This window comes from Novosphingobium sp. PhB165, from assembly GCF_004341845.1.
In the GTDB taxonomy this organism is placed as follows: domain Bacteria; phylum Pseudomonadota; class Alphaproteobacteria; order Sphingomonadales; family Sphingomonadaceae; genus Novosphingobium.
On the sequence record NZ_SLVB01000002.1, the window covers coordinates 102,863 to 126,910 of the forward strand.

At 64.4% G+C, this 24,048-nt stretch carries 9 protein-coding genes; 7 read left to right on the forward strand and 2 right to left on the reverse strand.

Going from position 1 to position 24,048, the window contains the following annotated elements; all coding sequences use genetic code 11:
• Positions 1–286: 286 nt before the first annotated feature.
• From EDF56_RS06180 to EDF56_RS06195, 4 genes are all read left to right on the forward strand, one after another.
• The gene (locus EDF56_RS06180; protein ID WP_165912097.1) at positions 287–12,157 is read left to right on the forward strand and encodes a YDG domain-containing protein; all 11,871 of its coding nucleotides are present in this window, start codon (positions 287–289) and stop codon (positions 12,155–12,157) included.
• 2 nt (positions 12,158–12,159) lie between these two features.
• Positions 12,160–13,905 carry a ShlB/FhaC/HecB family hemolysin secretion/activation protein gene (locus EDF56_RS06185; RefSeq protein ID WP_165912098.1) on the forward strand — a complete coding sequence of 582 codons (1,746 nt, stop codon included), beginning with the start codon at positions 12,160–12,162 and terminating at the stop codon, positions 13,903–13,905.
• Between the two features lie 131 nt (positions 13,906–14,036).
• On the forward strand, positions 14,037–17,879 hold the full coding sequence (locus EDF56_RS06190; RefSeq protein ID WP_243652424.1) for a LamG-like jellyroll fold domain-containing protein: 3,843 nt from the start codon (positions 14,037–14,039) through the stop codon (positions 17,877–17,879).
• The gene (locus tag EDF56_RS06195; RefSeq protein WP_132385890.1) at positions 17,879–18,565 is read left to right on the forward strand and encodes a LamG domain-containing protein; all 687 of its coding nucleotides are present in this window, start codon (positions 17,879–17,881) and stop codon (positions 18,563–18,565) included. Before EDF56_RS06190 ends, EDF56_RS06195 begins: the two co-directional genes overlap by 1 nt.
• 48 nt (positions 18,566–18,613) lie before the next feature.
• Here the strand turns inward: EDF56_RS06195 and EDF56_RS06200 are convergent, their stop codons facing one another.
• Together EDF56_RS06200 and EDF56_RS06205 are read right to left on the reverse strand one after the other, a co-directional pair.
• On the reverse strand, positions 18,614–19,189 hold the full coding sequence (locus tag EDF56_RS06200) for a lipid-binding SYLF domain-containing protein (RefSeq protein WP_132385891.1): 576 nt from the start codon (positions 19,187–19,189) through the stop codon (positions 18,614–18,616).
• A gap of 252 nt (positions 19,190–19,441) precedes the next feature.
• On the reverse strand, positions 19,442–20,077 hold the full coding sequence (locus tag EDF56_RS06205) for a hypothetical protein (RefSeq protein ID WP_132385892.1): 636 nt from the start codon (positions 20,075–20,077) through the stop codon (positions 19,442–19,444).
• A 158-nt stretch (positions 20,078–20,235) separates the two neighbouring features.
• Here EDF56_RS06205 and pyrC point away from each other — a divergent pair, with 158 nt between their 5' ends.
• From pyrC to EDF56_RS06220, 3 genes are all read left to right on the forward strand, one after another.
• Complete coding sequence (pyrC, locus tag EDF56_RS06210) at positions 20,236–21,273, forward strand: dihydroorotase (RefSeq protein WP_132385893.1); 1,038 nt, start codon at positions 20,236–20,238, stop codon at positions 21,271–21,273.
• Between the two features lie 127 nt (positions 21,274–21,400).
• Complete coding sequence (locus tag EDF56_RS06215; RefSeq protein ID WP_132385894.1) at positions 21,401–22,495, forward strand: endonuclease/exonuclease/phosphatase family protein; 1,095 nt, start codon at positions 21,401–21,403, stop codon at positions 22,493–22,495.
• A gap of 100 nt (positions 22,496–22,595) precedes the next feature.
• Positions 22,596–24,008: an amidohydrolase family protein gene (locus EDF56_RS06220; protein ID WP_165912099.1), complete on the forward strand. Its 1,413-nt coding sequence runs from the start codon at positions 22,596–22,598 to the stop codon at positions 24,006–24,008.
• The last annotated feature ends 40 nt before the right edge of the window (positions 24,009–24,048 follow it).

Here is a 24,048-nt window from a genome sequence, read left to right on the forward strand (position 1 = left end):
CCGCCGGTCGCATAAGCCGCGATGACCTTGCTGCCGTCAAACGCTGCGTCGACTATGTCACACAAAGCGGCTGACTAACTAAGTAACCAGTCGCTCCAAGTATTTATGCTTAGTACTAAGGGTTTTTCCGGATGGCTGCGTCAACAGGAGGAAAGTAGATAATACAACGGGTGGGCAGCGAGGCTTTATGCACGGATCTGCACATGTTCGCTCAGCTATGCTGAGCACCACGATCCTGAAAAGACTGCTCCGGAGCGGCGCGCGCGGAGTACTTCCGGCGGGCGGGATGGCGGTCCCTCTGCTCCTTTCCCTGGCGACGCCTTGTCTGGCGCAAACCGCCCCGCTGCCGACAGGCGGCGTGTTCGCGGGCGGCTCTGGCACCATCGCCACGTCCGGCTCGACGATGACGATCACGCAGGGCTCGGCCCGCGCGGTGATCGACTGGAAGGACTTCTCGATCGGGGCGGACCGCACCGTCCAGATCAACAATGCGGCCGGCGCCACGCTCAACCGCGTGATGGGCGGGCAGCTTTCGCAAATCGACGGGACGCTCTCGGCAACCGGCTCGGTCTATCTGATGAACCCCGCCGGGATGATCGTGGGGCCGGGGGGCAAAGTGCTTACCGGGGGCAGCTTCGTCGGCACCACGCGCCAGATCGATCCCGGCCAGTTCATGGCGGGCGGGGCAGTACGCGCTGCCGGCAATTCGCCGGGCGGAATCGACAATCAGGGCACCATCAGTGCCGAGAACGGCAGCGTCGTCCTGATCGCGCGCTCGGTTACGAACAGCGGCCTTATCAGTGCCGCGCAGGGCCGTGTGACTTTGGCGGCGGCGGACGATGTGCTTCTGGCGACGACCGACGGCAAGGCGGACGGCATCTACGTCTCCTACGGTGCCGGTGGCGGCGACGTGACCCAGACCGGCCGGATCGAGGCGGCGGCAGTGGCGCTCAAGGCGGCCAACGGCAATATCTTCGCGCTGGCGGGCAATCGTGACGGTCTTGTAAAGGCCACGGGCACCGCGACGATTGACGGCCAGCTCTGGCTGACCGCGCCTTCGGGCACCGTGGATGTCGGCGGCACGCTCTCCGCCACGCGCGCGGATGGCAGCGGCGGCACCGTTGGCGTCAACGGCGCGCAAGTCCAACTGGCCGGAAGCGCCGATATCCGCGCGACGGGGACCGGCGGCGGCGAAGTGCTTGTCGGCACGTCCGGCTATGCCAGCGGTGCGAATATTGCCCAGTCGACCACGATTGCCGATGGCGCCCGGATAACGGCGGGCGGCCCGCAAGGTGGCGGGCTGATCGAGACTTCCGGTCACAGCTTCAGCGTCGGCGCGGCCACGGTTTCAGCAGGCACCGGCGGCAACTGGCTGATCGACCCGGATGATCTGGTGATTGATGCCACGGCGGCCTCCACGATCGTCGGTACGTTGAACACCGGCACCAACGTCACGCAGCAGACGAGTGCCAGCGGCACGGGCGGCCTGGGCGACATTACCGTTGCCGCGCCGATCGTCTGGACCGGCACCGGTACGCTTACGCTCGATGCCTACCGCGACGTGGTTGTCGGCCAGATGATCTCGGGTGTGGGTGAACTGGAGATCGATGCCGGGCGCAATGTTACCGTAAACGCCCCGATCTCGGTCGGGCAGACGCTGTTCTCGCTGCCGGGGACGCTGACTCTTGCGGCCGGTAGTTCGATCACCACCAACGGTTACATCGGACTGGAGACGGGCACTTTCGTGAACAATGCGGGCGCCGGTGCGCTCACGTCCAGAACGGCCGACTGGTTCGTCGCCTCCAACGATCCCGCGAACGATACCGACGGCGGCCTGATCCCCGATTACTATTCCTACGCCTACGACGGCCTGACCGCGTTCCCGGCTCCCGGCAACGGGCGGTTTTACCGCGTGACGCCCAGTGTCAGTTTCACGCTGGGGCCGGTGGTGAAGGATTATGACGGCACGACGCTGGCCACGCTCAACGACAGCAACACTACTGTCACGGGCATTATCAACAATGACGTATGGACGCTCGACGGGGCTTATGCCGACAAGAACGCCGGCACCGGCATTGCCGTAACGGCGAGCAATTTCCAGGCGACCCACAATGGCATACCGGTCTACAACTATGCCGTAACGACACCTAGCGTGACCGACACGGTCGGTACGATCAACCGGGTGGCTTTGACGGCGGCGATCGTCGGTACGCCGACGAAGACCTACAACGCCACCACGGCAGTCTCGCTCACCGCCGCCAATTTCGCGCTGACAGGTGTCGTGACCGGCGAGACCATCAATGTCTCCAACGCGGCGACGGCGGCGTACGATTCCCCCAACGCGGGCGCGCGGACCGTCAATGCAACTTTCACCACGCCGAACTTCAGTGCCGGTTCGGGCACCAGCCTGTCCAACTATATCCTGCCCACCATCGCGACCGGGGCGGGGCTGATCAATCCGGCCTCGCTGCTGGTCAGCGGCATCGTCGCGCAGGACAAGGTCTACGACAGCACCACCAATGCCGTTCTCAATACCACCGGCGCCTCGGTCTTCGGCGTGGTGGGCAGCGACGATGTCACGCTGGACTTCGCGGGCGCGACCGGCGTCTTCGCGACCAAGAACGTGGGCACCGCGATCCCCGTTACCGCCACCGGCATTACGCTGAGCGGGTCGTCCGCCGGGAATTACGTGGTTTCGCAGCCGAGCGGGCTTTCGGCCGATATCACGCGGGCATCTCTGGTCGTTACCGGGATCACGGCGAACGACAAGATCTATGACGGTACGTTCTTTGCCGACGTCAACACTTCGGGGCTGCAGATTTCCGGCCTCTATTCGCGCGATGTGGTCGTCCCGATTTCCACGCCGGGGGCGCAGATCACCTTTGCCCAGAAAGATGTGGGACAAGGCATTCCCGTTACGATCAGCGGGATCGTCTTGAGCGGAGCCGACGCCGGCAACTACAATCTCAGCTTCTCCTCCTCGCTGACGGCCGCCATCACTCCAAGGCCGCTGACGCTGACCGGCAACGGCATGCCGACCAAGATCTATGACGGCACCACCAATGCGGTCGTGGACAGCAGCCAGGTTGCGCTGGGCAATGTGGTCGCGGGCGAATCCATCTCGCTGTCGCAGGCTTCGGGGCTCAACTACGCGTCCAAGAACGTGGGCATCTGGGATATTGCCGTGGCGCTGAACCCGTCCGACTATGTCGCCGGGCCGAACACGCTGCTCTCGAACTATATCCTGCCCACGACCGGCGCGATCCAGGGTGAGATCACGCCTGCTCCGCTGACCATCGTCATCGTCGGCAATCCGACCAAGACCTATGACGGTAATGCGAACGCCTCGCTTGGCCCCACCAACTTCTTCGTGGATGGCTTCGTCACCGGAGAGGGCGCCTCGATCAACCAGACGCAGGGCCAGTACGCCTCTGCCAACGCCGGTATCTGGACCGTTTCCGCCAATCTCGATGCGAGCAATTTCGATCCCAACGCCAATACGCTCATGTCGAACTACATCATTCCCTCGCCGGTCACCGGCCTGGGCACGATCGTCCGGCGCAACCTTGGGCCGGGCGTCATCAACGCGGACATCACCGGCAATCCCACCAAGGTCTACGACGGCAATACCGTCGCCACCCTGACTCCGGCGGACTATACGCTGAGCGGCTTCATCGCCGGCGAAGGCGCGACGATCACCCAGACGGTGGGCGAATACGGCAGCAAGGATGCCGGCCTGCGCACCGTGATCGCCCAGCTGGCGCCCACCGATTTCATCGCCGATTCCGGCACCAATCTCGACAATTACACGCTGCCGACCGAAGCGACCGGCATCGGCACGATCCTGCGCGCGCCGCTTACCGCGACCATCATCGGCAATCCCACGCGCGTCTACAACGGCACCACGCGGATCGGCCTCAACCCGACCGACTATGAGATATCGGGCCTCATCACCGGTGAATCGATGACGATCACCGGCGCCGCCACCGGGGAGTTCGACAGCCCGAACGCCGGCAGCCGCGTGATTACCGCAGCGCTGCCCTCCTCGGCCGCGTTCACGGCCGGCGCCAACACCTTGCTGACCAATTATGTCCTGCCAGTTGAAGCCGCCGGGCCCGGCACGATCACGCCTGCGCCGCTGGTCATCCTGGGCATGACGGCGCAGAACAAGGTCTACGATCAGACCACGCTGGCTCAGCTTGCCGGAACGCCTACGCTGTTCGGTCTGGTGAGCGGCGACGACGTTACGCTCGATCCCAGCGCGTCCACCGGTAACTTCGCGACGCCGAACGTCGGCAACGGAATCGCGGTCACGGTTTCGGGCTATACCGTCACCGGCGCGTCCATCGGCAACTACCAGCTGTTCCAGCCGCAGGGCCTCACGGCCAACATCACGCCGCGCGGGCTGACGATTGCCAACCTGCTGGCGAACGACAAGTTCTACGACGGCACCACCGCCGCCACGCTTTCGGGCACAGCCACGCTTCAGGGCGTGCTTTCGGGCGACGATGTGGTCCTGAGCGGTTCGGGCTCTTCCGCCGCGTTCCGCCAGTCCAACGTCGGCACCAACTTGCGGGTGGATGTCGGCGGCTATGCCATTTCCGGCGGACAGGCGGGCAACTACACGCTGGCGCAGCCTTCGGGACTGACGGCGGACATCAATCCGCTGGCGCTGACTGGCAGCATCATCGGCAATCCGACCAAGACTTATGACGGTACTACGGAAGTTTCGCTCACCGCCGCGAACTATGCGCTGAGCGGCTTCATCGCGGGCGAGGGTGGATCCGTCGGACAGTCCGCCGGGGCGGCCTACGACAGCCCCGACGCCGGTGCGCGCACGGTGACCGCCACTCTTGCGGTTTCGGACTTTACCGCCAATGCCGGGACGCTGCTGTCCAACTATGTCCTGCCGACCTCGATCTCCGGCCCCGGTACGATCACGCAGGCGCAACTGGCCGCGATCATCGTCGGCAATCCGACCAAGATCTACAATGCCAACACCGTCGCCACGCTGACGAGCGCCAATTATTCGCTCAGCGGCTTCGTTGGGGGCGAGAGCGCCGACGTAACGCAGACCGTGGGCACTTACGACAGCAAGAACGTGGGTTCGCGCGTGGTCACCGCATCGCTCGGCGCGGGCGATTTCGCGGCGGGATCGGGCACCAACCTTGCGAACTACCTCCTGCCCACCAGTGCCAGCGGTGCGGGCACGATCACGCAGGCCACCCTGCAAGTGATCGGCATTACCGCGCAGAACAAGGTCTATGACGGCACCACGCAGGCCACCCTCGACAGCTCGGGCGGATCGCTGTCCGGCGTCTTCGCGGGCGATACGGTCAATCTCGTGTCCGGCGGCGCCAGCGGCCAGTTCGCCACCAAGAACGTCGGCACCGCCATTCCGGTGACCGCGACGGGCTATACGACCTCGGGCGTGGATGCGCCCAACTACATCGTGCTGCAACCCGTGGGCCTTGCCGCTGACATTACCGAGGCGACGATCCGGCTCGCTTCCGTCACCAAAGTCTACGATGCCAACACTCTGGTCCCTACGGTGGACAGCGCCTACGCGCTGTCCGGCGTGGTCGCCGGGGACAGCGTGGGCGTAACGGCGAGCGGAATTACCGGCAATTACGACACCAAGAACGTCGGCACCGGCAAGCTGGTAACTTTGAGCGGCGTGGTCCTGAACGGTGCGGACGCGGGCAACTATTCGATAGCAACGAGCGTGACCGATGCCGCGATCGGCACGATCACGCCTGCCACGCTCAATGTGACTGGCGTCCTTGCGCAGGACAAGATTTACAACCAGTCGTCCGTCGCCTCGCTCAACACTACCGGTGCGGGGCTTAGCGGGGTTCTCGGAACCGATGACGTCAGGCTGGACAACGTCAACAACACCGGCACTTTCATTGACGGCGCGGGCAATGCCACCGCCAATGTCGGTTTGTGGAACGTGCTGACCAGCGGGTATACCGTTACCGGCGTGGACGCCGGCAATTACAACCTCGTGCAGCCGCAGGGCCTGAGCGCGCAGATCACGCCGCTGGAGATCTTCCTGACTTCGGTCACCAAGGTCTACGATGGCACGGTGACGCTGCCGGGCGCCTCGACAGGCTATACGTTCAGCGGCGTGTTGGGCGGGGACACGGTGATTGCCGATACGTCCGGTGTAACGGGCCAGTACAACGACAGCGCCAATGTCGGCACCGGCAAGCCGGTAACGGTCAACAACCTCGGCCTGACCGGGGCGAGCGCGGGGAACTATTCCATCAGTTCCAGCGTGACGGGCAATATCGGCACGATCACGCAGGCCCAACTGTTCGCCGCGATCATCGGCAATCCCACCAAGACCTATGACGGCAACAACAGTGCCCTGCTGGGCAGCACGAACTATTCGCTGACCGGCTTCGCGTCCGGCGAAGGCGCGACCATCACGCAGACGGCGGGAACTTACGATACGGTCAATCAGGGCAGCAGGATAGTTACCGCCTTGCTTGGAGCCGGCGATTTCACGCCGACCGGGGCGACGCTGCTTTCGAACTATGCCTTGCCGACCAGCGCCACCGGAGCGGGGACTATCGACCAGCGCGTGCTGACGATCTCGGGCGTGACGGCGCAGAACAAGGTCTATGACGGCAACACCAATGCCACGCTGAACAGCGGTTCGGCGGTGCTGGTCAATGTCGTCAGCGGCGATACTGTCGCACTCGATTCTTCGGCCGCGAGCGGCACGTTCGCGACCAAGAACGTCGGTACCAACATTCCGGTCACGGCGGCGGGCTATGCGCTGCTGAACAATCCCTTCGACAACTATGTGGTGGCACAGCCGACCGGGCTCTCGGCCGATATCACGCAGGCACTGATCGAGCTGACCAAGGTGACCAAGGTCTACGATTCCACCACCGATCTGCCGATGGCGTCCACCGCCTATACGCTGAACGGCGTGGTCTCGGGGGATGACGTCAGCGTCAATACTGCCGGGATTACGGGGTCTTACGCGGACAAGAACGTGGCGCCCGCGATCAATGTGACGCTGACCGGACTGACGCTCGCCGGGATCGATGCGAGCAATTACAGCATTTCCGGTGCGGTGACCGCCCAGCCCATCGGCGAGATCACGCCCGCCACGCTGAACGTCGCGATCATCGGCAATCCGACCAAGGTCTACAACGGCAACACCGCGGCCACGCTGGCGAGCGGCAATTTCCTGATCACCGGCTTCGCGGGCACCGAAGGGGCGACCATCAATCAAACGGTGGGCACCTACGACAGCGCCAACGTGGGGGCCCGCACGATCACCGCCGCGCTGACGCAGGCCAACTATGACCCGAATTCGGGAACGCTGCTGTCCAACTACGTGCTGGCGACCAGCGCCACCGGGGCCGGCACGATCACTCCGGCGCAACTGAGCGCCGCGATCATCAACAATCCCACCAAGACTTATGACGGCAACATCAATGCCACGCTGAACGCGGGAAATTACCAGCTCACCGGCTTCGTCGCCGGGCAGAGCGCGACCGTCACCCAGACCTTTGGTACTTACGCGTCCGCCAATGCCGGGAACTGGCTGGTCACGGCCGCGCTGGGCTCGGGGGATTTCACCGCCGGATCGGGCACGCTGCTGTCAAACTATATCCTGCCGACCAGCGCACAGGGCCTCGGCACCATCGATCAGGCGGTGCTGACGGCGGCGATCATCGGCAATCCCACCAAGACCTACGACGGCAACACCGTGGCCACGCTGACCGGCGGCAACTACCAGCTCACCGGCTTCGTCACCGGCGAAGGCGCCAGCGTGACGCAGACGGTGGGCGCCTACGACAGCGCCAACGCGGGCCCGCGCACCGTCACCGCCAGCCTTGCGGGCGGGGACTTCACGGCCAATTCCGGGACCTTGCTGACGAACTACGTTCTGCCGACCACGGCCTCCGGCGCGGGCACCATCGGGCAGGCGACGCTCAGCGCCGTCATCATCAACAACCCGACCAAGGTCTACGACGGCAATACGGCCGCGACGCTCACTTCGGGCAATTATCAGCTCACCGGCTTCATCGGCAGCGAAAGCGCCAGTGTGACGCAGACGGCGGGGCTCTATGACAGTGCCAATGCCGGACCGCGCACGGTGACGGCCAGCCTCGGCGGCGGAGACTTCACGGCCGGATCCGGCACGCTGCTGAGCAACTACGTGCTGCCCACCAGCGCGAGCGGCGCGGGCACGATCACGCAGGCGCTTCTCACCGCCGCCATCGTCGGCACGCCGACCAAGAGCTATGACGGCACCACCGCCGCGCTGCTGAACAGCACGAACTTCGCGCTGTCCGGCTTCGTCGCCGGTGAGGGCGCAAGCGTGACGCAGACCGTGGGCACTTACGACAGCCCCAATGCGGGCGCGCGGACCGTCACCGCCAGCCTTGCCGCCACCGACTTCACCGCGACCGGCAGCACGCTGCTGTCCAACTATATCCTGCCCACCACGGCCAGCGGCGCCGGCGTGATAAACCGGGCGGTACTGGTCGCCTCGATCGTCGGCGTGCCTACCAAGACCTACGATGCGACCACGGCGATCACGCTCACCCCCGCCAACTATTCGTTGACCGGTTTCGCTGCCGGTGAGGGCGCGACGATCACGCGGACGGACGGGTTCTTCGCCTCTCCCGACGCCGGTTTCCGCCAGATCACGGCAACGCTGGGGGCAAGCGACTTCGCGCCCGATAGCGGCACGCTGCTGTCGAACTATCTCCTGCCCTCTACGGCAACCGGCTTCGGCCTGATCGAGCGCGCAGTGCTGACGGCCAGCATCATCGGTAATCCGACCAAGGTCTACGACGGCACCACCGCCGCCACGCTGACTAGCGCGAACTACAGCCTCACCGGCTTCGTGGCCGGGCAGGGCGCGACGATCACCGAAACCGCGGGTACTTACGACAGCGCCAATGCCGGGCCCCGCACCGTGAGCGTCACGTTCGGCAGTCCGGATTTCGTGGCCGACAGCGGCACGCTGCTCACCAACTACGTACTGCCGCTCGATGCCACCGGCGCGGGCACGATCACCCAGGCCACGCTGCTGGCCGCGATCGTCGGCAATCCCACGAAGACTTACGACGGCAACGCCAACGCCATACTGACCAGCGCCAACTACACGCTCACCGGCTTCATCGCGGGTGAGGGGGCGACCGTCACCCAGACCGCCGGCCTCTACGATGGACCCAATGCCGGAGCGCACAGCGTGACAGCCAGCCTTGCAGGCGGCGATTTTGCGGCGAACGGCGGCACATTGCTCAGCAACTATATCCTGCCCACCAGCGCGACCGGCGCGGGGACGATCACGCAGGCGATCCTGACCGCTGCGATCATCGGCAATCCGACCAAGACGTACGACGGCACTACCGATGCCACGCTCTCCAGTGCCAACTACATGTTGACTGGATTCGTCGCCGGTGAGGGCGCGAGCGTGACGCAGACCTTCGGAACTTATGATAGCCCCAACGCCGGGCCCCGGATCGTCACTGCCGCACTGGGAAGCATCGACTTCGCGGCCGACAGCGGCACGCTGCTGTCGAATTACATCCTGCCGACCAGTGCGTCCGGTGCAGGAACGATCAACCCGCGCCCCATCAACGGGCGCGCGATCGACGGCGCGATCATCGGCAATCCTACGAAGGTCTATGACGGCAATACGATCGCGACGCTCACCCCGGCCAATTACGACCTGACCGGTTTCGTGGGTAGCGACGGCGCGATCGTCACGCAGACGGTGGGCAGGTATGCGTCGAAGGATGCCGGTATCCACCTGATCACGGCGGACCTCGATCCTTCCGATTTCACGCCAACCGGCACAACCCTGCTGTCCAACTATCTGCTGCCCACAACCGTCTTCGGTCCGGGCACGATCACGCAGGCGACCCTGCTGGCAGTGATCATCGGCAACCCGACCAAGACGTACGACGGCACCACCGCCGCCATGCTGACCAGTGCGAACTACAGCCTCACCGGCTTCGTTTCGGGAGAGGGGGCGAGCGTCACCCAGACCTCCGGCACCTATCAAAGCCGTGACGCGGGCCTGCGCCTTGTTACCGCCAGCCTGGGCAGTGCCGATTTCGCCGCCAATTCCGGGACGCTGCTGTCGAACTACGTGCTGCCGACCAGCGCGGCAGGGCTGGGCACGATCACGCAGGCGATCCTCACGGCTTCGATCATCGGCAATCCGACCAAGACCTACGACGGCAACGCCAATGCCACGCTGACGAGCGCGAATTACAGCCTCACCGGCTTCGCTGTGGGCGAGGGCGCAAGCGTGACGCAGGCGGCGGGGCTCTATGACAGCGCCAATGCCGGATCGCGCACGGTCACCGCCAGCCTTGGCGGCGCAGATTTCAGCGCGAACAGCGGCACCTTGCTGACCAACTATATCCTGCCCACCAGCGCCACCGGAGCAGGCACGATCACGCAGGCCGCGCTGCTGGCGGCGATCATCGGCAACCCCACCAAGACCTACAACGGCAATGCGAACGCCCTGCTGACGAGCGCGAATTACAGCCTCACCGGTTTCATCGCCGGAGAGGGCGCCACCATCACGCAGACGGCGGGGCTCTATGACAGCGCCAACGCCGGATCGCGCACCGTCACCGCCAGCCTTGGCGCGGGCGACTTCAACGCCAACAGCGGCACGCTCCTGTCCAATTACGCACTGCCCACCAGCGCCTCGGGTGCGGGCACTATCGACCAGGCGGTACTGTCGATCACGGTCGTGGGCGATCCCACCAAGGCCTATGACGGTACCACCTCGGCCACGCTGACCGACGCGAATTACAGCCTGACCGGCTTCGCGCCCGGCGAAGGCGCGACGGTCAACCAGACGGCGGGCCTCTACGACGGCGCCAACGCCGGTCCGCACACTGTTTCGACCAGCCTCGACGCGGGGGACTTCACGGCGGACAGCGGCACGCTGCTCAGCAACTACGTGCTGCCGACCAGCGCTTCGGGTGCCGGTACGATCAGCCGCGCGGTCCTTATGGCGGCGATCATCGGCAATCCGACCAAGACCTACGACGGCAACAAGACGATCGCGCTCACCAGCGCCAACTACAGCCTGACCGGTTTCGCCACCGGGGAGGGCGCCATCATCACCCAACCCGTCGGCACCTACGACAGCGCCAATGCCGGCGCCCGCATTGTCACGGCTGGCCTTGCCACGGGCGATTTCACCGCGAACGGCGGAACGCTGCTGAGCAACTACGTCCTGCCCACCAGCGCTTCGGGTGCGGGCACGATCGACCGCGCGATCCTGATGGCGGCGATCATCGGCGATCCCACCAAGACCTATGACGGCAACAGCAACGTCACGCTGACCAGCGCGAATTACAGCCTGACCGGCTTCGTGGCCGGAGAGGGCGCGCGGATTACGGAGACCTCGGGCCTCTACGATGGCCCCAATGCCGGTGCCCATACCGAGACCGCGGCGCTCGACAGTTCGGACTACACCGCCAATAGCGGCACGCTGCTCAGCAACTATGTCTTGCCCACCAGCGCCTCGGGCGACGGCACGATCAACCGCGCGGACCTGACGGTGGCGATCACCGGCAATCCCACCAAGCAGCGCGACGGTAATACCAATGCCACCCTCAAGCCCGGCGACTACACGATCACCGGTTTCGTGGCGGGTGACGGCGCCAGCATCACGCAGACGCAGGGCACTTATGCCTCGCCCGAACCGGGCCAGCATCTGGTGACCGCCGCACTTTCGCCTTCCGATTATCTGGCCAACCAGGGCACGCTGCTCGCCAACTACAACCTGCCGGACGTTGCGACCGGGCCGGGCACGATCCTCTATGCCTATCCGTGCGCTTCGGTGGTGCTCTGCCTGCCTGATCTGCCGGACTTGCAAGCCAAGTTCTGGGGCGGCCTCTTCGGGCGGTTCTATATCGTCTACCCCAGCATCTTCCCGCGTTATCAGGGACTCACGCAGGGCATGGCGGCGATGCCGAGCATCCTCCAGCCTGGCGGGATCGACCAGACCGCGACTGACTGGACGATCCGCAAGCGCACCGCCGTCGTCAATTCCAGTGACCAGATCCTGAACCGGGGCGGCGGCAGCGTGCAGATCCAGATCCACTACGACACGCCTTCACCGGCAATCGGTCTTGGCGGGGGGCAATGATGATGAAATCGATGAAGGTGGTGACCGCGCTTGTCGCGGCGGGTGCGGCAACGTTCGGGACCGGGCTGGGAATGGGGCTGGCCCATGCGCAGGACTTCGAGCGGCGGATGCCGAAACAGCCGCCCAACCAGCCCGCTCCGGAAGTGCCCACGCCGCCGGCGCCGGCCGCTTCCGCCGATGATGCCACGCAGATCCTTCCCGTGCTGCGCGGACTGGTCTTCGTGAACGGCCCCGCCGGGCTGCAACCGGCGGGCATTGCCGCCGATGGGGCGAGCTCCGGCGTCGAAGTGCGCGGGCTGCCGCTGCTGGCCAATCCGGCCTTTGACGCGGCGATGCGGCCCTATCTGAACCGGCCGCTGACGCGCGGCGATCTCAATGCCATCGTCCGCGTGGTGCAGGATGCCTATCGGACCGGGGATCATCCCTTCGTCGATGTCGGCGTGCCGCCGCAGAACGTACAGAGCGGCGTGGTGCAGGTAGTCGTCACCGAATACCGGGTCGGCGCCATCGACGTGACGGGCAACCGCCATTTCTCGTCGAACCTGATCCGGGGCATGAGCGATCTGCGAACGGGCGAAGTGCTGACCCTGCCGCGCCTGCGCGAGGCACTGGACGACTATAACCAGAACCCGTTCCTGACCGTGGACGGCGTGGTCCGGCCCGGGCAGGAAACCGGCACGACCGACCTCGTGCTGGAAGCGCACGACCGGCTGCCGGTGCGCGTCTATGCCGGGTATGACAATCAGGGCGTGCCCACGCTGGGCCGCGACGAATGGTTCGTGGGCTTCAACTGGGGCAATGTGCTGGGGACCGGCCAGATCCTCTCCTACCAGTTTACGCGCAGTTTCAAGGGTGAATATACCTCCCATTCCGCGAGCGACGTCATCCCGATCACGCCGGACGACCGGCTGATGATCTTCGGTGCCTATGCCATTCAGAAGCCGGAATTTTCCGACCTGTTCAACAGCGAGGGGCATTCCGGCCAGGTCAGCGCGCGCTTCGTGCACAACATGCGCGGGCCGGGCACGGTGCGGACCAGCATCCAGGTGGGCATCGATTACAAGCGCGCGAACAGCAACCTTGAATTCCTGGGCTTCCGGCTGCTCGATTCCGCCGTCGAAGTGTTCCAGGTTCCGGTGATCTTCACCGGCACGATCAACGACCGGCACGGCCAGACGGTGCTGGAGAACCAGACCGTGATCTCGCCCGGCAATGTCACCAGCCACAATACCGATGCCGATCTCCAGCAACTGGTGCCCTATGGCAAGGCGACTTACGCCTACGACCGCATCTCGATCACGCGCACGACCTATCTCCCGCACGGGATTAACTGGGTTGTGCGCGGCATGGCCCAGTTCGCCACCAGCAACCTGCCGTACAGCGAGCAGCTTTCCGCCGGCGGGCTGGGCAGCGTGCGCGGTTACGATCCCAACGCGGCGTTGGGCAGCCAGGGTTTCCTCGCCAAGACCGAATTGAACTCTCCAGCCTTCCACCTGCTGGCGAAGAGTGGGCAGTTCGAGGACCAGATGCAGCTTGGGGTCTTCGTTGACTACGGCAAGGTGTGGCAGCAGCGGCGCCTGCCGGATTCGCCCAAGAACGCCGAACTGGTGAGCGTGGGCGCCAAGGCGCACTATACGGTGGGCCGCTATCTCGATCTCGAACTCGATCTGGGTCAGCAATTGAAGAAGGCGCCCTTTGCGGACAGCAAGGAGACCCGGCTGGCGATGGTCGCCACGATCGGGTTCTGAGGCGGGGGATTACTTTTCATACAGGCTGGCAGCGGGGGGCTTGATCGAAATGATACCGGTGTCATAAGGTTGCCCAAGGACGGAGACCGTGGAGAGTGTTCTCCCCGGCCCGCCAAGGGAGAGAAGCCTGCGTGTCGCACCCCCAATGGCGTATCGTGACGAATCTGGTCTGTTCGCGGATTGCTCTGGCTGTCGCCGGTCTCTGCATTGCCGGGGCTCCGGCTATCGCGCAGGAGGCGGACGGCCTGCTGTTCCATGCGCCGCTCGACAGCGGGTTCGATGCGACGGTGTCCGGCGGCGCGGCGGTTCCGAACTTCAAGAGCGATGTCTCGATCGTTCCTGACGGTGCCGTCGGCGGTGCGGGGCGATGGTCCGATGGCGGCTATGTCGCGTGGGAGGCGCCCGGCAATATCTATGCGCAGCGCGGCACGCTGTCGTTCTTCTGGCGCAGCCATACGCCGGTGGGCGAGGCGCCGTTCGTCATCTTCCGCGCGAGCGCGGGCGACCATTCGAGCTGGGACATGGCCTTCCTGCGCATCGACTGGAACGGCCACGGCTTCGATGCTTTCGTGACCGACGCCAATCTCTCGCGCGTGCGGGTAAGCTGGACGATCCCGACGCCGCCGACCGCCGATGACTGGCACCACATCGCCTTCGCCTGGGACGAGACGCAGGGCGTGCGGCTGTTCTGGGATGGCAAGGAAGTGGCCTCGAAGCAGCAGGCGGCGGATCTCGACATGGCGTTGGACCAGTTCGGCCTCGCGGGCCGCGTCATCGCGCCGCATCAGGTGCAGAGCCGCTACAACTTCATGCGCGGGTCCGACCTCGACGGCATCCGCGTCTACGACCACATGCTGGACGGTACACAAGTGGCGCAACTGGCGGCGCGGCAGCAACCGGCCGGAACGCCTGCTTCAGCTCAGACCGATCTGCGCAAGGCGTGGCTCCATCGCTTCGGCTGGGACACGCAGAGCCCGCCCGTGCTGGATGACAAGGTCACCGCCATCCGCAAGGTCGAATTCGCGGATGCCAAGGACCTCAAGGAATGGATGTGGAAGGGCGTGGACGGCATTGCCGAGACCACCTGGCCCGGCGTCTACAACCGCTCTCGCCTGCCCGGGCGTGACGATTATTTCGAGCTGCCGGACTGGAACGTCTATGTTGAGGGCGGCAAGACCTACGAACTGACGCTGCCGCAGAACGCGGCGTTCAACCGCGTCGAAATTCGCGGCGCGGCCTACGGCGCGCTGGAGTGGTCTCCCGATGGTAAGTCCGCGTGGAGCAAGCTGGCGGCGCGGCCCAAGGGCGTGGTGCGCTCGCTCACCGATACCCCCACGAAGACGGGCGGCAGCTTGCGCTTCACCAATGTGATGCAGGAGCAGCCGATCCAGGAGATCTGGGCCTACGATATCCATGCCGGGGAAGTGCCCAAGGGCACGTTCCAGCTTAGCTATACGGTGCACGCCGATGCCGCGTCGGACCTTGGCGCGCTGGAGCAGCTCAATGCGCATATCGCCGGGCGCTATCCGGCGAACGAGCGTTCGACCGTGGTGGCGCTCCCGACCGGCGGGGTAAAGGCGGCGGTCGGCGCGGGCAGCGCCGGCGCCTCGGGCATGGCGCGGCGCAGCGGCGACGACCTGCCGCTGGTCCATGTGCTGATCCCCTCGAACTTCGGCGACGCTCCGGCAGGCCGCCCACTGGCGCGCGCCTGGAACTATGGCTGGGAGAACGTCCACGACGGGCTGGACGGGCTGGCCATCGACCTGCCCGCGATCGACGCGAAGCCCAATGCGCAAGGCGTGATCCCGCTCGACATCCGCGTGAAGGACCCGATCTGGCCCGACCGCGACATGATCGACGTGCAGGTATCGGTGCGTCCCGGACAGCCGCGCACGCTCTGGCTGGACTTGCGCGACCGGATCCTGACGGCGGACAGCCTCTACATGACGGTGGCCTCGGCCGCGCCGGACTTCGGCGCGAAATCGATCGACGGGATGACCGTGCGCCTCGTCTTCAAGGACCGTGTCGAGGCGAAAGTCGAACATGTGGCCGACCGCTTCAATCAGGTGAAGGACAACTGGGCCTTCCTGGTCGAGGAGCATACCGCGTCCAAGCGCGCCGCGCTCTATCGGCGCCTCTATGGCGACATCACCGACCTGCTGCGCGTCGATCCCGACAATCTGGAAGCGCGGCGCTACTGGGCGGACATCGGCTATTCGGAGGCGCAGCTTCCACCCTTCGTCCAGCCGCAGCCGCCGGCCGGCATGCCGCTCTGGGCGTTCCGCCAGCTTGAGGACCTGAAGCTCACTCGCCAATTCGTGAACTGGTGGATCGACAATCGGCAAGTGCCCTACGGCGATTTCGGCGGCGGCATTTCCGACGATACCGACCTGACCCAGCAATGGCCCGGCCTTGCGCTGATGGGCGTCGATCCGGACAAGATCAACGGATCGCTGCGGGCGCTATCGGACGCGGTCTACAAGAACGGCATGATCGTCGATGGACTGGGCTACATCACCACCGACGAGCTGCACGTCTACGAGGAAGGCATCAATTCCGACGCCGAGCGGCTTTACCTCAACTGGGGCGAACCCAAGGCGGTCGAGCGGATGATGGCCACCGTCAAGGCGCTGGGCAAAGTGATCCGCGTGAACCCGGCGGGGCACATGCACATTTCGTCCAGCTGGTACGGCGCGCGCAAGATCTACCGCGACGAGCCGTGGGCATGGCAGAAACCCTATGGTTTCGTCATCATGCACACGCCGGTCCTGCTGGGCCTCTATAATGCCGATCCGACCGCGCGGGGACTGGTGACGGGCTTGGTCGACGGCTTGCTGGCCCATGGCAAGCAGGGCGCGAACGGGCTCTGGACTTTCCCCAACGACATCAGCTTCGACCACGACACTGAGCGCGCGGGCGACGGCGGCGGCGCCACGCTGCCGATGCAGTCGGCCTGGGCGGCATGGCGCTTCACCGGCGACGACAAGTATCTGCGCCCGATCCTCGGCCGCGTCGGCAAGGACAATTTCGGCGTGCTGGCCGAGCTTAACGAGAACGCCCTGACCGTACTGGGCAAGCGGGGGGATCTGAAGGACCCCGTGCTGCGCAAGGCAGAGGGCGGCGACGACTTCGCCCGGTTCGAGGCCTGGAACACCACCGGCGACCGTGCCTGGCTGGAGGCGCTCAATGCCCATGGCATCTCGGACAAGAGCCAGCACATGTACATGTACACCGAAGGCCATTGGTGGAGCGACCGCGTGGAGGCGCCGAACGAGCTGCTCCAGCGCGAGCGGCTCGGCGGTATCGCCCTCAAGCGTAACCAGACTTATCCGGGCAACGCGGTGAGCTGGCGCTTCGCCGATCCCGAGGCGGCGGTGAAAGTGGCGATCCTCGTGCGCGATGCAACGCCCGAGCAGTTCACGGTCGTCGCCTACAACACCACCGGCACCGAGCAGCGCGCGGACATGGGAACGTGGAACGTGGTGGCGGGCACCTGGGAAATGACGCAGGGTCTTGCTGCGGACGGCAGCGATGTCGCGAAGGGCGCGACCCCGCGCGAGGTCGAACTGGAACGCGGCGGTTCGCTGCCGGTCACCTTCGCGCCGGGCACGGCGACGGTCATGACTTTCCGGCTCAAGCAGAAGGCCGCTGTCCAGCCCGAGCATCGCCCCGATCTCGGCATCGGTCTCGATGACGTGACGCGCAAGGGCAACAGGCTTGCCGTCACCGTGCACAGCCTCGGCTCGGTCGCCGCGCCTGCGGGCACGCTCACGCTGGAGACGCCCGAGGGCAAGGTCCTCGCTTCCGCCCCCGTGCCTGCGCTGGCGCCGCCGACCGACCTCCTGGCCAAGACGGCAACGGTCACGCTCACCGTGCCCGCCGGTGCGCCTGAAGTGCTGCATGTCAGAGTCTCGACCGGAGCGCCGGAAGTGACCCAGCGCAACAATGTCGTGATCCTTGGGGAGGCGCACTGATGCGTGTCCGGGCCCTCGCCCTGCTGGTGCTGGCGGTGTTGGCCGCCCCGGCGCAGGCGAAGGAGGGGCAGGTCGTTTGGACGTTCGACCGCCTCGACCGCATCGGCAACTTGCACCCGCAAGTGCTCGGCAATCCCCATGTCGAGGACGGACCGGTCGGCAAGGCCGTGGTGTTCGACGGCGTGGACGATGCGCTCTACCTTGCCCGCCATCCGCTTGCCGGCGCGCGGCAGTTCACGTTGGAGGCGGTGTTCCGGCCCGACGGCGGCGCGTTCGAGCAGCGCTGGCTGCATCTCGCCTCGGACGATCCCGCTAACCAGACGCGGATCATGTTCGAGATCCGGGTGGTCGGAAATTCGTGGTATCTGGACAGCTTCATCAAGGGGAAGGGCTATTCGCAGGTCCTGATCGACCCGGCGAAGCTGCACCCCATCGGCCGCTGGTATCACGTTGCCCAGACGTTCGACGGAACGACCTATCGCAGCTATGTCGACGGCGTGCTGGAAGGCGAGGCGCGGGTTGACGGCTTCACGCCGCAAGGGCCGGGCAACACCTCGATAGGCGTGCGCTATAACCGCGTGAACTTCTTCCACGGCGCCATCCGCACGGCGCGCTTCACCGACCGTGCGCTGGCACCCTCGCACTTCGGATTGTTGCATTCCATTGGGAAAGCGGCGGACAGGTGAGCCGGGCACGTTCGCCCGAATGGCACCTCGCCCGCCGCTTGCATCCGGTTACTTCGGATGGATTTCCTTGATCCTGCTGCCCTTCAGGCTAACCCCGCCCATCAAGCCCTTCTGACTGAAGGCGAACGCATAGATCGCTTTGTTCAGGTTGGCCGTATCGAGCGACGCTTCGGCGCCCTTGTCGATGAACGCTATGCTGGCATCGGAGCCGGCATCCCAACTCGCGCCGTTGATCGTCTCGGCCATCTTTTGCTCATTCATGAAAAAGAGCGCATAGCCGTACCCTTGGGCTCCGGCCTGCAAGCCGACCGAAGCGCTCGACATGTTGAAGAACCGTGTTGCCTTGCCGTTTACAAACAGCGTGCCGTCACCGGATGAACCGGCGATCACGAAGCCGCCCTTGATGATCTTGGGAAAGACCATGACGCCCTTGGCCTTCTTGCCAACGGCTGCCGCCTTGGGGTTGGAGGCAAGGAGCTGGTTCAGCGCGGCCCGCGACTTTGCCTCGATTTCCGCCGCCGATGAAGCGGCGCTCACCTGTGTCGGAACAGCCATTGTCAGTACGGCGGCCGCGATGCCACCAACTGCCAGACGACGCGTGATTTGCAGACGATCTAACCTCATCGCATGACCTTTCAAAGAACGGGTGAAGGTGACATTGGGCCTCCGCCACGTATATCCGGCCTTCGGACAACGTCAGGAAGGCTGAGACGGGCACGTTACGCGTGGATCCGAAGGATTCCATTGGGGTAAACACCGAGATTCCGAAAGAATCCTTCGTTGGAATGTGCGCCGGTCGAGCGCACCTAATAGGGCACGTTTGTGCGTTTTCAGCTTGGCGGGGTGGAGAGCCGAACTAGCCCTCGACTATCGGGACTATTGGCTGACTGACGGGCTGCTCTGGAGAAAGTCTATCGCCTTGTCGAGCCAATCGGCAGAAAATGACTGGCCGATGTCGGCGTAACGCGCAAATATATCGCGTAATTCGCCGCCGGTTACTTCGCCTTTGAATATCCCCACCGAACGATCTCCGGATATAGTGGCCGCAAGGATGGAAATATTCGTGCCTATGTCTGACGGGGGAGGGTTTCCATTGTCATCGACTATTGCGGTTCCGCCGTTGAATACGACAAGATTGTAACCGGTGGCCGCCTTGATCGTATCGAGATCCTTCTGCGTGTAATAATTGGGATCTCCGGCAGATGGCGGTTTCTCCGAATTCGCAGCCGCCAGCTTCATGTTGCGCTGAAGCACTTCGCGATCCGTAAGGGCCTTTGAGCCGAGTGGAGCTACCGGCTCTCCATCCAGCAGTTTCATGAGATTCATGGCCGTGCTCGGCAGCAGTAGATTGCCGAAGCCTATTGTCTGCGCGGCTACCGGCTTCGGAAAATCTGCCGCTTGCGCTCCCGAATCCGCCGAGTGAGGAGGCTCGAAGTTTGCGGCCTGTTCGCTGCTCGCGGTCATCAGGCCGGAGGCGGCCGCCGAAACCCGATCGATTGGGCTTATTGTCATTTTGCACCTCGCCTTGCGTGCCGGGCATAGGGCGGTTGGAATGAACCCGGTTTGATTTCATTATAGGAAATTATCGGCGGATGGCCGTGCTTCGCCGCATGTCGATCGATGCTGCCGGAACCATCGACGACTCGCATCTTGGCGGCTAAAGCGGCGGCATGACATCACAGATCACGATCCGCCGCCCCGACGATTGGCATGTGCATCTTCGCGATGGCGAGATGCTGAAAGCCGTCGTCGGCTACACAGCAGACCAGTTCGCGCGCGCCATCGTCATGCCGAACCTGACGCCGCCCATCGTCACCGTGGCTGCGGCGCAGGCCTATCGGGAGCGCATTCTGGCCGCTCTCCCGGCCGGTTCGGACTTCACGCCGCTGATGACCTGCTATCTGACCGACGATGCCGATCCGGCGGAAATCGAGCGCGGGTTCGAGCAGGGCGTGTTCGCCGCCTGCAAGCTCTATCCCGCCAATGCCACCACCAATTCCGCGCACGGCGTTACCGATGTGCGCAAGCTTGCCCGCGTGCTGGAGACCATGCAGCGGATCGGCATGCCGCTGCTCATCCACGGCGAAGTGACGGATCGCGAAGTCGACATTTTCGACCGCGAGGCCGTTTACATCGAGCGCATTCTCACGCCGCTGGTGCGCGATTTCCCGGGCCTCAAGATCGTGCTCGAACACATCACGACGGCCGATGCGGTCGATTTCGTTGTCGGCAGCGGGCCGCAGATTGGCGCCACGATCACGCCGCAGCACATGATTATCAACCGCAACGCGATTTTCGACGGTGGCATTCGCCCGCATGCCTACTGCCTGCCGGTGGCGAAGCGCGAACAGCACCGTCTCGCGGTGCGCAAGGCGGCGGTGTCCGGCTCGCCGAAGTTCTTCCTCGGCACCGATACCGCGCCGCACACGGTGGAGCGCAAGGAAGCGGCCTGCGGATGCGCGGGCATCTTCAACGCACCGTACGCTCTGGAAAGCTACGCCCAGGTGTTCGACGAGGAAGGCGTGCTCGACCGCCTGGAAGGTTTCGCTTCCGTGCATGGCCCCAATTTCTACGGCCTGCCCCTGAACGAGGGCACCGTGACCTTGCGGCGTGAGGATGTGGTCGTGCCGGCCGCGATCACGCATGGAGAGATCAGCGTGGTTCCGTTCCATGCCGGTGAAACGATGCGCTGGCGCTTCGTTCGCTAAGTATTGAAGCCAGGACGACGGTCGTGTTGCCTTGTCGCAACGTGACCGCGTCTTGGAGTACGCCTCCAGTCATTGAGACAAGATATCGCTTGCGCCGGTTGGGGCGCGCGGTGATAAGTAAGTCACTGTGAGGTTGTGTATTCCACCATTAGGTGCCGCACTCCTACTATCAGGATGCGCAAGCCTGCCTGCGGAACGTTCGGCCGATTGCGCGGCTGCTACGGGGCCTCCAATCACTTATTCGGCGGATGGCACAACAGCCATTACGCACATCGATGTGCTCACGTACAATATCGAAGGCCTGCCCTGGCCGGCCCGTCAGAACCGGGCGCCCTATCTGCGCGAGATCGGCAAGCGTCTCGCCGCGTTCCGCGCGCAGCATAACGGCCCCGACATCATCGTGTTCCAGGAAGTCTTCAGCGGCGCTGCCGCCCAGGCGGTCGAGGATACGGGCTATACTGATCTGACCGTCGGCCCGCACACCAGCACGCGGCAGGCTCCCAACGTACAAGGCCCGCTGCCGGGCAGGCGCAATATTTTCCGCGGCGAAATCGCGCAGAATTTTACATCGAGCGGGCTGGTGATCGCCACGGATTACCCGGTCGTGCTTGCACAGGCGCGGCCCTATGCAAGGGGCAGTTGCGCGGGGTTTGACTGCCTGTCCAACAAGGGCGCGCTCATGGCAGAGATCATTATCCCGGGCGTCCCGGGAAGGATCGATGTCTTCAACACCCATATGCAGGCGCAGCGTGCGTCGGGCGTATCGGTGGAGCGCCACGCGGCCGCCCACGAGCGGCAGACCAACGAACTGTCCGATTTCGCGAGCACGACCGGAGACTTGTCTAGCCCCACGATCATCGCCGGGGATTTCAACATGCGGAACTCCGACGTCCGCTTCGAGCATTTCTCGCGGCAGTTCCCGTTACAGAACGTCCACCAGTTCTGCATCGAGAAGCCCGACCAGTGCGAGGTTCTTGAACATTGGGAGCACGCCGATCAATGGCGGCGCGTGCAGGACAAGCAGTATTTTTCGTCGGGCGCGGTCGTGAAGATACGCCCCATACGCGCCGAAGGCATGTTCGATGGCGGGCCGAGCGGGCCGGTCCTTTCCGACCATAACGGTTTTCGGGTCGTGTACGAACTCAGCTGGCCGGTGAACGGTTCGCAGACCGCTTCGGTTTCGGCCTGCGCTGCGCCCACCAGTGCATCTTTGAACAAATAGGCGAATGGACGCAGGCCTTCGTCATCTGTGAGCGTTTTTTCAGGGTTTCGATTTCGACGCGATGGCCGGGTAGGCGGCGGTGTCAGGAGGAGGAAATGCCATGAGGTCATGCACATGGTTGAAGAAGGTTCTGGGCGCGCCGGATTCGCGCGCCGTCGGCCGTTTCTGGCCGGTGGCGCTGCTGGCGTCTCTGCTTGCGATGCTTTCCGTTCCCGCCATGGCCCAGCAGGCCCCCGCCGACGCAGGACCTCAGGCGACGCTGTTCCAGAATGTCCGCATTTTTGACGGCAAGAACGCGAACCTTTCGGCGCCCTCCAATGTGCTTGTCCGCGGCAACACGATCGAGCGTATTTCGACGGACGCGATTGCCGCCGATGCGAATACGCTGGTTATAGACGGCGGCGGCCGGACCCTGATGCCCGGCCTGATCGACGCGCATTGGCATGCGATGTTCATCCGCCCGACCCCGGCCGAAATGCTCACCGGAAATGAAGGCTACCTCAACCTGATCGCGGGCGATGAGGCGAAAGACACGCTGCTGCGCGGCTTTACAACAGTGCGCGACGTGGGCGGACCGGTGTTCGGCCTCAAGCAGGCGATCGATGCCGGGTTTGCGGTCGGCCCGCGCATCTACCCGGCCGGAGCGATGATTACCGTTACCAGTGGCCATGGCGATTTCCGGTCGCTGTCGGACCTGCCGCGCCAGATCGGCGGCCCGCTCACGCGCGGAGAGCAGTTGGGCGGCTATGCCATTGCCGACAGCCCAGATGAAGTGCGTGTGCGTGTCCGCGAGCAGTTGATGCAGGGCGCCTCGCAGATCAAGCTTACGGCCGGGGGCGGCGTCTCTTCCCCGTTCAGCCCGATCGATGTGGTGACCTTTACCGTGCCGGAGCTGCAAGCGGCCGTGGAAGCCGCGCATAACTGGGGCACGTACGTTACCGTGCACGCCTTTACCCCGGCAGCGATCGAGTCGGCCATTGCCGCAGGCGTGACCTGTATCGAACATGGTTTTCTGATGACCGAGGCCGACGCCAAGCTGATCGCCCAGAAGGGCATCTGGCTCAGCCTGCAACCTCTGCCCGATGAAATGCGCACCGGCATGCCGGTGGGTTCCGTCCAGCGGGAAAAAGCGGACGAAGTCTTCCCTGGCATCGCGCGCACTTATGAGTATGCCAAGAAGTACAAGATCAAGACGGCATTCGGCACCGACGTCCTGTTCTCACGCGCATTGGCGCAGCAGCAGGGCGCCATTCTGGCCTCTCTGGCCCGCTGGTACACGCCTGCGGAAGCGCTGATCATGGCAACCTCCACCAATGCCGAACTGCTGAAGCTGTCGGGCAAGCGTGCGCCTTACGCGGGCACGCTGGGCGTCGTTGAAACCGGGGCGCTGGCGGATCTTCTGCTGGTGGACGGCAACCCGCTCCAGAACCTCAATCTGGTCGCCGATCCGGCCAGGAATTTCGTGGTCATCATGAAGGACGGAAAGGTCTACAAGAACACTCTGTCACGATAATCGAAGCGATGGGGCATTCAGCGCGAATGCCCCATCTTCA

Bases quoted from the DNA above. Each gene is read 5' to 3' on its own strand.
- EDF56_RS06180 (WP_165912097.1), top strand. From the start codon at position 287: ATGGCGGTCCCTCTGCTCCTTTCCCTGGCGACGCCTTGTCTGGCGCAA.
- EDF56_RS06185 (WP_165912098.1), top strand. From the start codon at position 12,160: ATGAAATCGATGAAGGTGGTGACCGCGCTTGTCGCGGCGGGTGCGGCA.
- EDF56_RS06195 (WP_132385890.1), top strand. From the start codon at position 17,879: ATGCGTGTCCGGGCCCTCGCCCTGCTGGTGCTGGCGGTGTTGGCCGCC.
- EDF56_RS06200 (WP_132385891.1), bottom strand. From the start codon at position 19,189: ATGAGGTTAGATCGTCTGCAAATCACGCGTCGTCTGGCAGTTGGTGGC.
- EDF56_RS06205 (WP_132385892.1), bottom strand. From the start codon at position 20,077: ATGACAATAAGCCCAATCGATCGGGTTTCGGCGGCCGCCTCCGGCCTG.
- pyrC (WP_132385893.1), top strand. From the start codon at position 20,236: ATGACATCACAGATCACGATCCGCCGCCCCGACGATTGGCATGTGCAT.
- EDF56_RS06220 (WP_165912099.1), top strand. From the start codon at position 22,596: ATGAGGTCATGCACATGGTTGAAGAAGGTTCTGGGCGCGCCGGATTCG.